Source organism: Polynucleobacter sp. es-GGE-1, assembly GCF_018882005.1.
Taxonomy (GTDB): domain Bacteria; phylum Pseudomonadota; class Gammaproteobacteria; order Burkholderiales; family Burkholderiaceae; genus Polynucleobacter.
This window is the reverse complement of sequence record NZ_JACVPE010000009.1, coordinates 169862-183037: the sequence shown is the minus strand read 5'-3', so window position 1 is coordinate 183037 and position 13176 is coordinate 169862. Positions and strand designations below refer to the sequence as shown.

Annotated in this window: 12 protein-coding genes; 1 reads left to right on the top strand and 11 read right to left on the bottom strand. The window is 37.0% G+C overall.

The annotated features are described in order from the left end of the window. The first annotated feature begins 20 nt into the window (after positions 1-20). Complete coding sequence (pseF, locus tag ICN35_RS08685; protein WP_216126629.1) at positions 21-713, top strand: pseudaminic acid cytidylyltransferase; 693 nt, start codon at positions 21-23, stop codon at positions 711-713. On the opposite strand, the gene ICN35_RS08680 is transcribed toward pseF, so the two are convergent. From ICN35_RS08680 to ICN35_RS08630, 11 genes are all read right to left on the bottom strand, one after another. After that, positions 710-1396 carry an acetyltransferase gene (locus ICN35_RS08680; protein ID WP_216126609.1) on the bottom strand — a complete coding sequence of 229 codons (687 nt, stop codon included), beginning with the start codon at positions 1394-1396 and terminating at the stop codon, positions 710-712. The genes pseF and ICN35_RS08680 overlap by 4 nt on opposite strands. Further along, positions 1389-2180, bottom strand: coding sequence for a phytanoyl-CoA dioxygenase family protein (locus ICN35_RS08675; RefSeq protein ID WP_216126605.1), 792 nt, complete (start codon positions 2178-2180; stop codon positions 1389-1391). Before ICN35_RS08675 ends, ICN35_RS08680 begins: the two co-directional genes overlap by 8 nt. 15 nt (positions 2181-2195) lie before the next feature. Further along, positions 2196-3209 carry an N-acetylneuraminate synthase family protein gene (locus tag ICN35_RS08670; protein WP_216126600.1) on the bottom strand — a complete coding sequence of 338 codons (1014 nt, stop codon included), beginning with the start codon at positions 3207-3209 and terminating at the stop codon, positions 2196-2198. An 18-nt stretch (positions 3210-3227) separates the two neighbouring features. Next, positions 3228-4280 (bottom strand): hypothetical protein, encoded by a 1053-nt coding sequence (locus ICN35_RS08665; protein WP_216126597.1) that lies wholly within the window; start codon positions 4278-4280, stop codon positions 3228-3230. Positions 4281-4311: 31 nt separating this feature from the next. Further along, positions 4312-5478: a UDP-4-amino-4,6-dideoxy-N-acetyl-beta-L-altrosamine transaminase gene (gene pseC / locus ICN35_RS08660; protein WP_216126594.1), complete on the bottom strand. Its 1167-nt coding sequence runs from the start codon at positions 5476-5478 to the stop codon at positions 4312-4314. A gap of 107 nt (positions 5479-5585) precedes the next feature. Next, positions 5586-7235: a hypothetical protein gene (locus ICN35_RS08655; protein WP_216126591.1), complete on the bottom strand. Its 1650-nt coding sequence runs from the start codon at positions 7233-7235 to the stop codon at positions 5586-5588. Positions 7236-7256: 21 nt separating this feature from the next. After that, complete coding sequence (locus ICN35_RS08650) at positions 7257-8924, bottom strand: ABC transporter ATP-binding protein (protein WP_370625680.1); 1668 nt, start codon at positions 8922-8924, stop codon at positions 7257-7259. Positions 8925-9102: 178 nt separating this feature from the next. After that, complete coding sequence (locus tag ICN35_RS08645; protein ID WP_216126586.1) at positions 9103-9936, bottom strand: 2OG-Fe(II) oxygenase; 834 nt, start codon at positions 9934-9936, stop codon at positions 9103-9105. Positions 9937-9941: 5 nt separating this feature from the next. Next, positions 9942-10682, bottom strand: a complete 741-nt coding sequence (locus ICN35_RS08640; RefSeq protein ID WP_216126584.1) for a class I SAM-dependent methyltransferase — start codon at positions 10680-10682, stop codon at positions 9942-9944. Then, positions 10679-12064 (bottom strand): O-antigen ligase family protein, encoded by a 1386-nt coding sequence (locus ICN35_RS08635; RefSeq protein ID WP_216126582.1) that lies wholly within the window; start codon positions 12062-12064, stop codon positions 10679-10681. Before ICN35_RS08635 ends, ICN35_RS08640 begins: the two co-directional genes overlap by 4 nt. Before the next feature lie 64 nt (positions 12065-12128). Further along, positions 12129-13109: a GDP-L-fucose synthase gene (locus ICN35_RS08630; RefSeq protein WP_216126580.1), complete on the bottom strand. Its 981-nt coding sequence runs from the start codon at positions 13107-13109 to the stop codon at positions 12129-12131. Between the last annotated feature and the right edge of the window lie 67 nt (positions 13110-13176).

Genomic DNA, 13176 nt, shown 5'->3' with positions numbered 1-13176 from the left:
ACTAGCAAAGAGTCTAAGAAATGAAAAATTTAGCTATTATTGCAGCAAGAAGCGGGAGTAAACGCATACCAAATAAAAACACTAAGCAATTTCACAATAAGCCAATAATTTCGTACCCAATTTCAGCAGCCATAACAGCGGGCTGTTTTGATACTGTTATGGTTTCAACAGACTCCGATCTAATTGCTAACCTCGCCATATCCATTGGTGCAAGCGTACCCTTCTTAAGATCAAAAGAAACCTCGAGTGATGACGCAACAACAACCGATGTTGTTAATGAAGTTTTAAACCGTTACTCCAAAATTGGAATTCAATTTGATCGGGTTTGCTGCATCTATGCGACCGCAGCATTTATTACTCCAAAAATTATTTTAGATTGCCTAAATATTTTTTCAGACCCGAATATTGACGCAGTAGTTCCTGTTTGCAAGTTTAGGCCACCAATTTGGAGATCTTTTAATATCGTCAATAAAAACTTGAATTGGATTTGGGGGGGCCTTAGATCAGTTAAATCACAGGATTTACAAGATTCATACCATGATGCAGGACTATGTTTTTGGGTAACAACTAAAGCATTTCAAGAAACTGGGCAAATAATAGGGCGAAACACTAGGCCGTTAATTATTTCTAGCAATTACTGCCAAGATATTGATAATCAAGAAGACTGGGAAATTGCAGAGCTAAAATTTAATCAAATTATTAAGTGTGCTTAATAAGAGAAATACCTATTTTTAATCATCTTAGCTCGCCTATCATTGGCGTCCAATATTCTAGCGGACTCTGCTATTGATACACTGCCCGCAGACATATCTTTTGTTATCACCGAACCCATTCCAATAAAGCAATCTTCAGCTATTTTTGTAAAGTCTTTTATAGACGAGCTTACGCCAACAAACGTTCTAGCGCCAATTCTACAATGTCCGGAGATAATAATGCCAGACGATAAATAACAATGATCTTCCAATGTTGTTCCATGCCCTATATGGTTGCCTGACCATACCATTACATTATTCCCAATAATTACGTTTGGCTGGATTACTTGATTTTCCAATATAAAACAATTATCCCCCATGATAATATTTCCCCACACGCAAGATTTTGTACTCACATAGCTAATAAGAGAATAACCAGCAGACTTAACTTGCTTATACTTCTTTTCTCTCAATTGATTTAGGCCCTTATAAGATAAGGCCACATGAAAATCAAATTCCGATGGTGGAAATTTATTTACAGCATCACTAAATGGAATAATTGGCAAACCATTTAGTGAGCTATTTGTTAAATAATTATCATCGACACAAAATCCATGCACGACTTTATGACTATCATTCGAAAAATAAAAGTGCGCCATATCCGCCATTTCAGCGCTACCAAATATCAAAACTGGCTTATTCATTAGAAATTTTTTGCATGGTTTTAACGTATTCTGTATGGATAGGCACAAAAGTACTAACAAGGCTCTTGGCTGAACCTAAGTCATTAAACCTAAGTTGCAGAGATACTCTTGTTCTACTTGATATATTTGTACCACTAGCATGCAGTAGTTTTTGATTAAATACCAAAATTTCATCAATACCGGGATTGATCCTTATAACTTGACTTTCATCTACAACACCATCATACGCAATAGGATGGCCATTAGTATCGGTAAAAAATTTACCCGCACTCCATTTATGTGAACCTGGCACCATTTTTAAATGCCCCATAGATTCAGTTATTTCGCCAAGTGAAAACCATAATGTAACAGCATTTTCTGACAAAAAAGAAAACCAAAAATCTTGATGCCAAGGTGTCTCATATTTACTGTCATTTGGCCTATCAAGCCTAACAAGCGGTAGAGACCCGACCACTGGAAATCTCAATTGAGCCTCTTTGAGGATTTTTACAACAAGAGGAGCGGTAGTTAAGGATAATATTTTTCCAGTACAAGGAAATAGCTCATACAAAACTTTGGTTATAGAGTTATCAATTTCTTGATTATGTATCTCGGATATTAAATCTATTAAGTCAATATTCTTATGGAAAAATTTACCACTCTTCCAAGATTCAAAATTACTTAACTGAATAATGCTCTCAGTTGTCGCTTTTAAAAATTGAGTTATATTCCTTTTAAAAATCGTTACATCGGGGTGTTTGTACAGAAAGTATCCATTGCTTTCAAGCTGGTCATAATATTTCATTGACACTTTTACCTTTTAATCGAATGATAAATCACACCAATTCAGCGGTTCACCTACATCAATTATTCGTTTTGATTTCGCCCCGATGATGTGATTAAAATATCTTGCCCTAATTCCCAAAGCGGGCCTTCGAATTTCAATATCCTCTGATTTTATTGACTCTCCAGGCAAGATTTTCTTTGATAAATAAAGACCATCCCTTCTTCCATACTGACGCTCTAATGCTAACAAGTCTTTATTAGATGACCCTAAAGCTTGATGCGATGCTCTTATATTTTGCACATATCTAGAAAAATCTCCAGGTTCATATGCATAGAAATGATCGGGACCCTTTCCCTCACGCGATAAGGTGATATGCTTTTCAAAAATAGATCCGCCAAGACCAACTGAAACCATTGCAGCTATATCTTGCTCGGTGTGATCCGACAAACCAACAGGGGAGCTATATCGATTTATTAAATTTGTAATTACGCGCACATTCGCCATTTCGGTTGGTAATGGGTATTGGGCACCACATTGCATAAGAATTACATCCAAATTTCCAGCAGAAATACATACATTTACAGCTTCTTCGATATCCACATAATCACACATTCCGGTAGAAATGATTATTGGCTTCCCCATAGAGGCAACATAATGAACAAATCCCAAGTCTGTTGTTTCAGAAGATGCAATCTTATGGGCAGTAACCCGCAATTCGTCAAGCAAACGAACTGAATTTTTATCAAAAGCCGATGCCATAAATTCTACACCGCTAATATCAGCATGATGCTTCAGCTCAGGCAACCACGCTTGATTTAACTCCGAAGCTTTAAATGCGTGATAAGCTTCGCCGCCATTAGGGTAAAGCAAGTCAGCCTTAAAGAGTTGAAATTTAACAGCATCAGCACCACTAAGGGCAGCTGTTGAAATTAGTTCCTTAGCTATATCTAGGTTTTGATTAAAATTTGATCCAATTTCTGCAATTACATATGGCTCTTCATTAATTCCAACCTTTTTTTTGTTAATTTCTACAATTTTATTTAACATAATTATCATTCTTTAGGATTAAAGCAAACCGCCTTCCAACTCATCAAGCAGCCTTTTGACACCACATCCATCCACAAGCCCTTGACTCTTAAGACTCATAGATTTTCTAACTTCAACATTATCAATAATCTTAAGCAACTCATCCGCCACAAGATTTGGCGGGGGATGAATACCCAAATCCACAGCCCCACTAGAGATGATAAAAGGCTTGTTAACACAATAATGAAATTTATCAATCGAATACAAAAGCATTGGTACGCCACAAGCAGCTAATTCATACTTGGTTAGACCACTTGCTGATATGGCAATATCAGCCCATTGCATATGATTATGCAATGATTCCGGGGATTCAATAAACTCCAGCTTTATATCATCCCTGGCTGAATGAAAAAATAATTTTTCCCGTAGTTCCACACTAAAAAGAGGGCCAATAATAACACGAATTGTGAAATTATCATTTCGAATACCCAGGGCCCTGATTCCTAAAATGATATTTAGACTATCCTCTGAGACATCGCTACCACCCGCTAAAATCAATATATTAGTTATTTCTTTTTTTATAATTTTTAATTTTTGTGATTTATATTCTTTGCCGAGTATTGCATACCTTGATCCAGCCAATATTTTTCTATACCTCCCGGAATCAATGTTTAGATTGCACACGTATGGGATAAGCAAATAATCAGCCTTAAAATTTAGAATAGTTTCAGCTATTGAATTAGAACCGAGACTGTCAATAAAGATGCTAATTTTTCCAAATTGTTGCGCCTTTGTAAGCAGTGCAACAGGATCCAGAATATCCCGAAAAAAATCTTGATATATTAAATCTACTACAACATATTTATACTTCAAATGGTTGCAAAAATTTAACCTAGACTCAATTTCTTCCACATCATAAATTTCAGCGTCAATTGAATGAGTATTCCGATTTTTATTTTCCGAAAATAGGATTGTTTTAACTTCATATCCAGCATCAAGAAAATACTCAGATAAATTTTTACACCTATTTAAATGTCCGTAGCCAACTCTACCTCCAAAAATAGTGATAAAAAGTATGCTATTAGCTAACATAGCAGAAAAATTAAAATAGGATTATTCCCAATTAAAATAAAGTTTGATGGCCCATCGGAGATAGCAGGCAATCAACCACATATTCAATTTGCTCCTTTTTTAAGCCTGGGTAAATCGGCAGGCTTATGGCTTCTCGGTAGTAGGATTCAGATTCGGGGAACTTCTGAAAATCAAATCCTAAATTTCGATAATATGGGTGTCTATATACGGGGATGTAATGCAAGTTAACCCCAATCCCCCTGGTTCGACATCTCTCAAAAACAGAAACATGATTCAACTTTGATGTATCGATTCTTACAATATACAAGTGAAAACTTGAGCAAATATCTTCATTTACTTTCGGCGTTTTAAATCCTGAGTTTTTCAACAAAGCCTCATACACATTTGCAATTTCTTGCCTTGCCGAAACAAATTGATTCAACCTTTTCAACTGACTTAGTCCCAAAGCCGCTTGAAAATCGGTCATTCGATAATTAAACCCAAGATCAATTTGCTCATAATACCAAGGTCCATCAGGGGCTTGTTTCATTTTTTTTGCATCTCGCGTTACCCCGTGACTTCTGAGCAATTCAATTTTTTCGGCCAAAGATTGATTGTTAGTAAGAAGCATTCCACCCTCACCAGTAGTAATCATTTTTACCGGGTGAAAACTAAATACCGTAATATCACTGTGCACACATGAGCCCACTTGCGAGCCTCGATATACCCCGCCTAAGGCGTGCGAAGCATCTTCAATTATTCGAAAATCATACTGCAGACTTAGCTCTTTCAACTCAGCCATTTCGCAACTCTGCCCAGCCAGGTGAACAGCAATCACAGCCTTAGGCAGCACTCCGTTTGTATAAGCCTCCTGCAGCTTAGCCTTTAGAGCGGGAATGCTTATATTGTAGGTATCAGGGTCAATATCGACAAAATCTATGGCTGCACCACAATATAGAACACAATTTGTGCTAGCAACAAATGTAATTGGCGAAGTCCATACCACATCGTTAGAGTTAATTTCCAGAGCCAAGCATGCCAAATGGAGGGCACTTGTTGCACTATTAACTGCTGTTGCATATGTTGTTCCACAATAGCTACTGACGGCTTTTTCGAACTGAGGTACAACTGGACCCTGAGTTATAAAATCCGACTTAAGAACCGCTATAACAGCATCAATATCGGATTGATCTATATGCTGCCTACCGTATGGAATCATAAGAATCTCTTATACTGGACTTGTAGATTTCTATAAATACTTCTACTTAAGACTTAATGAGCAAAAATATATTTATGAAGTTTAAACTTTGCTGGAAATCGAAGGAATTAGCCACATTCAAAAGGATTTTTCCCAGCTAGAAAAGACTCCACAACTTTAGCACATATTAGCTTATGTTTATTAAAATTAAAGCCTAATATAGCATTAGTTAACTCCTCTGAGGAATCGGCGTGTAGTAATCCAAATTCACTTAAACTACTAATCTTATTAATATCAGCTCTAAAAATAATAAAGGGAATTGCCAAAAAAGCAGCCTCTAAAATAGCAGTTGTTGATCCTCCAATAATCAAGAAATTATAATTACTCATCAGCATGTAAGAATCGATGCTTCCAGCACAAATTTTGACAGTTGATTTTATTAACGATTGCACACGTGAGAAAACCAACTCCTGCCTCTCGCGAACAATTCCAGAGCCTGGATGAAAGCGAACAGAAATATCAAGGATGCCTGCATTTACCAATCCATAATAAACATCTATTAAATCTCTCTCGGTAGCATCTGGCTGAAGGGAGGATGTAGGCGAGGCAAAAATTAGTATTTTTTTTACATCTCCCAGACTTACTAAATGCGGCCGAACATTTTCCGCAAGGTAATTTATGCGCTGATGAACAACTGAATCGCATTCGAAACCTTGCATGCGAAATGACTCGGCAGATGGCAGATTCCATGCTAAGACACGATTAGGTGAGAAACTTAAGTTTGGAGAAGTAAGACAATGATTCAGCACTAAGCCATGAGGCAGAAAATCCACAGTGACGCCAACTTCTTTAGCAGCATTAATAAGTATTCTATCGTGCATTGCCTCAGCATCAATTACTATCAACCTCTGAATTCCACTGGAATTGAAGTAAAGTTTTAATCTTTTAGTAATTTTGTCAAGAAAATTAGGTGGGTATTTTTTAAAAAAATTATCGAGACTTTTACTTATTAATTGTCTTTCGAATTCTGTAAAACTATTCCAAAAATTTGATTTTATTCTTAAAGGTCCACTATGAATAATTAAGTCTTCAAGCATTACTTTTGAGAAAATAGGTTTTCTAGTAAAAATTGAAATTAGTTGTAATCCAGACTTTAAAAAAATACTAGTGCAAAACCTAAACTGGGCAACATCTTGAAATTTGTATTTAAAATTGTGGTATGGCTCATACAATAATCTAATTCTCAAAACCCTAAGTGCTGCCCCAAGAATATAAACAATAAAGGTAAAGAATAATTTTTGATTTACGGAGATAGCCTCATTAAAAAAATATGGCTCAAGACCTGCATTGGGCATATATGTACCGACACCCACAATTAGCTCAATACCCCTGTTCTCACAAATTGCTTTTGCAGCCATTACTAAATAACAATCTTCACCTGAGGAGACTATTAATTTCCCAATTTTCTTATTAGTCAACCAACTTTCAATACGATTTCTATATTGCAAGTAGTGCAGGTATTGACGCGAAACTCGGTTTAATGCAAGCGGAGCCCATCTTAAGGAATAGTTAACTCCTGACTCTACATGCAAAGCAGTATCAATCTGATTTTTTATTGCGCCATAGTCAATAGTTGAGTCTATCTGAAAAAAATCGATTAAGGATGGGTGCGAAGAAGCTTTTAGCTCATGGTATTGGCCAACATTTGTTACAGCAATATGTGCAAATTGTGATAGATCAACCTTTTCGCGCCCAGTCAGAATTAAAGCTAAATTCATTGCACCCCTTTGGGTCATGTTTTAATGCCCAATAAAAACATTATGCGTTATTTTCTGGGGAATTTCCTCACCCATATCTACTATATAGTCACACCCCTTCAGCGCGCTTAGACGATGCGCAACCATAATGATCGTCAAGTCCCTTGACAGGGACTGTATGCCATCAACAATTGCTAATTCTGTGTTGACATCTAAAGCACTTGTTGCCTCGTCGAAAATTATACAGCTAGCATTTTTGTATAGCGCACGTGCAATCCCCAATCTCTGTCTTTGCCCTCCAGAAAGTCTGCATCCACGCTCACCAACCAATGCACGAAACCCCCCGGGATTTGACATTATAAATTCATATAATTGCGCTTTTTTTGCAACATCTTCAAGTCGAATCCAGTTAATTTCATTAACAGGTACTCCAAAAGCAATATTTTCAGCAATTGATGAGTCGCTTAAATATATTAGTTGAGGTACGTGCGCCACATTAGTCTTCCAAGCATTAATATTGGCCTGGGAAAGTTCAATTCCATCGATCAAAACGCTCCCACCAGTTGGCGACAATAACCCCATAAAAATATCAAGCAAAGTACTTTTGCCGCAACCTGTGGGCCCCACAATCCCAACGCGCTCACCCTTGTGAATTTTAAAATTTAAATTCTTAAGGATACTTTTTTTATTTAATTTATGGCTAAATGATAAATTTTTTATCTCGATAGCTTCTGTAAATTGCAAATTTAATATATTTTTATTATCTACTGGTATTTTTAATTCCAGATAGCCAATCATTTCCTTTAAGGAGGAATCGCCACCCTTAATACTCGACCAAGAGCCATATATCTGCTGAAGCAATGGCAGTATTCTCTGTGCCGCCAACCCAAGGGTAGCCATTACAGGTAAAAAACCAATCAAACTCGATTGATTTTTTGAAAAAATAAACGCAAATAAAGCAATTAAGATAATTAATATTGTTTCAACAACATATCTTGGTGATCCTTGCAGCATTTGATTGCTGGCTGATGCCTCCACAAATTTAGAGTACCTTTCTGCATATTCGCGACAATAAATCTCCTGCGTACGGTCAATTAACACATCCCGTATTCCCCCTAAACTTTCTTGAACTATTTGAATTATCTGATTAGAGCTTTTTGAAACAACGACGCTATTTAGCCTAAACTTTTCAGATGTGATGAAATGAATAATTAAATATAGCCCTCCAATGCCAAAAAATACTGCTGAGGCTATTTTTGAATTAATTAAAAATAATGTAACAAGCACCATTACTAACATTACAGATGAAGTGCATATGCTAATGAACGGCAAAATTGCATTAAAAATTAACATATTAGACTTAACCGAAATCGCTCCAATTATTTCACTGCTATTTCGCATTAGATGGACTTCATAAGGCTGATACAAAATTTTTCTATAAACACCCAACACAAGCTCCTTCCCCAATTGAAAAGAGAGAAGAGTTGAAAAATATAAAACTCCAATTCTTAGTGCGCCAGAAAAAAATGCTAGCAAGCAAAAAACAATGGTTATTGTCAATAAAACATCACTTTTAGAGGAGCTTTGCCCTAAAATTTCCAAAATTGAAAAAAAGATTTGATTGTGAAAAATACTATTTGGCTCAATTAGAATCCCAATAAATGGCAACAAAGCACCTATTGACATAGCCTCCATAACAGATGCAAACACTGATGCCAAAATTAAGCATATGAATTGAGCTTTACGATGTCCTGATATATAAGGAAGTAAAGCCTTGAAATTAAGATAAATTAGGCTTGACCTCATCGCTATCCCTTATTTAATGCACAGCTGATTCTCTTAGATTTTTTATTGAGAAAATTTCCCACGAATGAATATTTTCTCATTGCTACCTTTTCAGTTTATTGATTTTAGATTTACCGCGGCCAAACTTAAAGGTCCTTGAGAACGTATTTCTGATACAAGCATCGATTTTAAAGAGGTTATTTTCAAGGAGCTTACCACTCCTGCCCAAAAAAGAAGTTACATGAAAATAATCTTTTTCATCGGGAGAAATTTTAGAAAAGAAATAATTAGAAACACAACACCTTACGTAGTCCTCAAGAACTGGACTAACAGAGTGCCAACTCTTATCACTTGTTTCCATTACCACCAATCTATTAGCCAAAGACACGATAGTTTTGGGGGTCGATATATCGTCATCCCATAATTCAAAGTTCCCCCCCCTTTCTAAACTCCATCCGGGGGAAACATAGTAAAGAATATTAAGGCGTCGAAAGCGCCCTCGAGAAGCATCATGACTATTATCGATGTGAGGATTCAAGTAATCCCCTTTAAACATCATTGATAGGCCTCCAGCATACATACTAGGATCTGGTTCAAGACCCTCTATATCGAGCACATTTCCGATAAAATTTACAACCCTTGTGTCTTGAAAAGCAAAAGTTATATCAGCAAGCAGTGGATCGCAACGCGACAGGTCAGCCAAGGTCTTCTTTTTTTCTCTAAATGATTTCAAAGAGAAGAAATTGCTTCCATTACTCGGAAAAGCTTCGTATAAAAGCGCACGATAATCCTCTGGCAATAAATCATCCACAAAGAAATGTTTAGTTTTTGTTCCCATGGGGCTATTCCATTGGGTTCGAATTGAATCAATACAGTCAGCCAATCTACTTAAGATTAAGTTAACAAATAGCTCCTGTCTTTTATTTACACTATTCATGACTTTTAATCTCTTAACTTATAGAGTTGAGTGCGTATGACACCGCCATAACCATATACCTCGCAGAGTGTTAACCCAAACTTAACCTCCAAATTAAAAGGAGAGCTCGTTAATACAACTCCACTATCAAATTCAAGCCTAATATCTGGGCCCGTGTCTTTTTCAATGTTGTGGTTGAATTTCTCAGCCGCAGGCAAATGCTCCGTTACTACTATATATTTATACGCATGTAGCAACTTAGGAATAATTTGAGATATTTCTTTATTAGACAAGTGTTGCAATACCTGTCTAATAAAAGCAAGATCACCAGATGGCAATTGATCGACCACCAAGTTTAGATTTCTAAAGTCCACATTCAGAGAATTATATTTTAGTTTATTGAACTCAATCAACTCAGGAACGATATCGCAGGCAATATAATTTCCACACATTGGCCTAATTTTTGATCCAACATAAAAATCGCCGCATCCAAGATCAACAACATTTAATGGGCCATTAAAAGATTTTAGGAAATTTTCAATGGCTTTAATGTAGGCGGAGACCAAGGATTCATCGTGAGAACCGTCTCCAGAAAAGAATGGATCGCCTATATCCTTAAAACTGCCCCAAAGATTATTACCGTATATATCTGAAAAAATTTGTTGAGAAGAGTAGTTTCTATATTTATGCTTCAGGTATGAATTTTGAAAAAACTGATTAGTTTTACTCAGAGTTTTTAATCTAGAAATCAAATTTTTAAACCTCATGGTATTTTTCCGATTTGGTGTTGTACATTCTGAAAGGATTTAGCTGTAACTAGAAAGGCAATAAAATAAAATAAAATTTCAATGCAATGCTGCCTGCTAACCTCCGATACAAAAAAGAGTAATAACAAACTAAGGGTAAGCATAATCAAACCTGATAGATGACGAAGATTTTCAAAAAAAATTATCAGCAAAGCACCAATCATCAGCAAAATTCCGGGGACACCCAATGAAAAATATAAATCCAACCAGCCACAATGAGTTGATTTAACAATTGCCCCCCTATATCGAGAATGATCCAATACCCTTTGAAAGGGTAAGTTCAAAACACCATGCCCCCAATAATCTACCTCAGGGAGTAACTTCAAGCCAACTGTAAACCATGCAATCCGCGTATAGGTATTCGCAGAAACGATTCTTCCAGATTCGCTAACGGGAGGGCCCGCATCTTCAGCGTGTTGCCAAGCGGAATATTTATCAACTTTAGTTGATATTAAAATATCCTCAGCCAGATTAAGCCACTGTGGTGTTCGCTCAATATGTTTAACCAAAGCAAAAATTGCAACAATAGCCACTAAACTTATTGCTAGTATTTTTTTGAATAAGAAGTTTTTAGATTGCTTTTTTTCTTGGGTAATTTTCCTAAATTCAAAAATACACCAAACTGCAATCATGATTATCACCACTAAAAATCCATTGCGAGTCTCTAGAATATAGATATATGAAAATAAAACTAGCGCAATAGCAAAAATTCCAATGACTCCTAACGCTATCTTATATTTTGAATGCTTATAGACAAGGCTAATACTGGTGCCCAAAATTGTAGAAACCAAGATGGACCCGATTAAAACACCATTTACTTTTCCCACAAAAATGTATTGCATGTAGCGTTCGGTAAAAAGCTTTTGCATATACCAAACATCAATTAAATACTGTCCCAGGAGATAGACAAAACATAAAATCATTCCGATCCATAACCAATAGATTTTGGCCGGATTTCGAGCAATTGCAATTCCCGTAGCCACTCCAACCACTGCAGCCAAAGCACTTCTCAGCCAAGTACTTTTGAGCTCATCAATCTGAGCAACATAGTCAGTCGGGAATAAAAAACAATGGGCTAATACCCATAAGAACAATCCAACAATGCAACACAATGGAATTGAATTTCTCACGCTAAAATATTGCTTAAGTTGGTCTTGACGATGTAGTTGGTAAAAATAAGCTATTGATAGCAGCGCGCCCAAAACCAATAAAATATTGCGCAAAGCAATAGTGTTCGCGGCGGCCCAGATTCCCAACAAAACACTGCTGAGAATGATCAAAGAAAATTCAAGCCAATTAAGCAATGAATATTTTTGGTCTGAGATATTTTTAAAGGCTTGCATTAACATCGAAAAGAAAATTGATCAATATTCAGCAATAGCAGTACTATCCATCCATTACTTATCTTCACTTTCTTGTCTCACCACTACAAAAACCTTGGTAGGCCAAGCGTAAACCCTCCTCCAAGGAATGCTGGGGCTTCCAGCCTAAGTGATTGAGCTTACTTGAGTCCATCAACTTTCTGGGGGCACCATCGGCTTTACTCGCATCAAATGCAATCGCGCCTGTGTATCCAGTCACCTTGGCAACAGCGTTAGCAAGCTCTTTGATCGTAACGTCCGATCCAAAGCCAACGTTAATATGACTTTCCATAGGGTCAACACTTTGATCGTAAGTTGATTTATCCAACTCCATGACATGCACGCAAGCAGCGGCCATATCATCGACATACAAAAATTCTCGTCTTGGGGTACCCGTACCCCAAATAAGCACTTGTGGCAACCCTTGTATTTTTGCCTCATGAAAACGCCGAATTAATCCGGGAATCACATGGCTATTTTCTGGGTGATAGTTATCGCCTACGCCATATAAATTGGTTGGCATTACTGAGCGGTAATCTATCCCATGAGATTGACCGTACTGACGGTTATAACTCTCACACAATTTAATGCCAGCAATTTTGGCGACCGCATAAGGCTCGTTAGTAGGCTCTAGCTTGCCAGTAAGAAGCGCATCTTCCCCCATAGGCTGAATCGCTAACTTGGGATAAATACAGCTTGAGCCTAAAAATAATAATTTTTTAACGCCATGCAAAAATGCTTGGTGAGTGATGTTAGCCTCAACCATCAGGTTGTCATAGATAAACTCCGCAGGGTAAGTATTGTTGGCATAAATACCGCCTACTTTGGCTGCTGCCATATACACCTGGTCAGGACGCTCTTTGGCAAAAAAATCTGCCACTGCTGCTTGATTAGTCAGCTCCAACTCATCACGTGAGCGTGTGACAATATTGCTATAGCCAAGCTCTTTGAGTCTTCGCACAATACTGGATCCCACCATACCACGGTGACCTGCTACATAAATTTTTTGATCAAGCGCTCTGTTCAAAATCTTGCCACTTTAATATGTCATATTGTTTTAAAAAGAAATCTCATTTTTAAGGCCTTGCTATTAA

Excerpts from the sequence above, each read along its gene's own strand:
- pseF (WP_216126629.1), top strand. The coding sequence starts at position 21 with ATGAAAAATTTAGCTATTATTGCAGCAAGAAGCGGGAGTAAACGCATA.
- ICN35_RS08680 (WP_216126609.1), bottom strand. The coding sequence starts at position 1,396 with ATGAATAAGCCAGTTTTGATATTTGGTAGCGCTGAAATGGCGGATATG.
- ICN35_RS08675 (WP_216126605.1), bottom strand. The coding sequence starts at position 2,180 with ATGAAATATTATGACCAGCTTGAAAGCAATGGATACTTTCTGTACAAA.
- ICN35_RS08670 (WP_216126600.1), bottom strand. The coding sequence starts at position 3,209 with ATGTTAAATAAAATTGTAGAAATTAACAAAAAAAAGGTTGGAATTAAT.
- ICN35_RS08665 (WP_216126597.1), bottom strand. The coding sequence starts at position 4,280 with ATGTTAGCTAATAGCATACTTTTTATCACTATTTTTGGAGGTAGAGTT.
- pseC (WP_216126594.1), bottom strand. The coding sequence starts at position 5,478 with ATGATTCCATACGGTAGGCAGCATATAGATCAATCCGATATTGATGCT.
- ICN35_RS08655 (WP_216126591.1), bottom strand. The coding sequence starts at position 7,235 with ATGAATTTAGCTTTAATTCTGACTGGGCGCGAAAAGGTTGATCTATCA.
- ICN35_RS08645 (WP_216126586.1), bottom strand. The coding sequence starts at position 9,936 with ATGAATAGTGTAAATAAAAGACAGGAGCTATTTGTTAACTTAATCTTA.
- ICN35_RS08640 (WP_216126584.1), bottom strand. The coding sequence starts at position 10,682 with ATGAGGTTTAAAAATTTGATTTCTAGATTAAAAACTCTGAGTAAAACT.
- ICN35_RS08635 (WP_216126582.1), bottom strand. The coding sequence starts at position 12,064 with ATGCAAGCCTTTAAAAATATCTCAGACCAAAAATATTCATTGCTTAAT.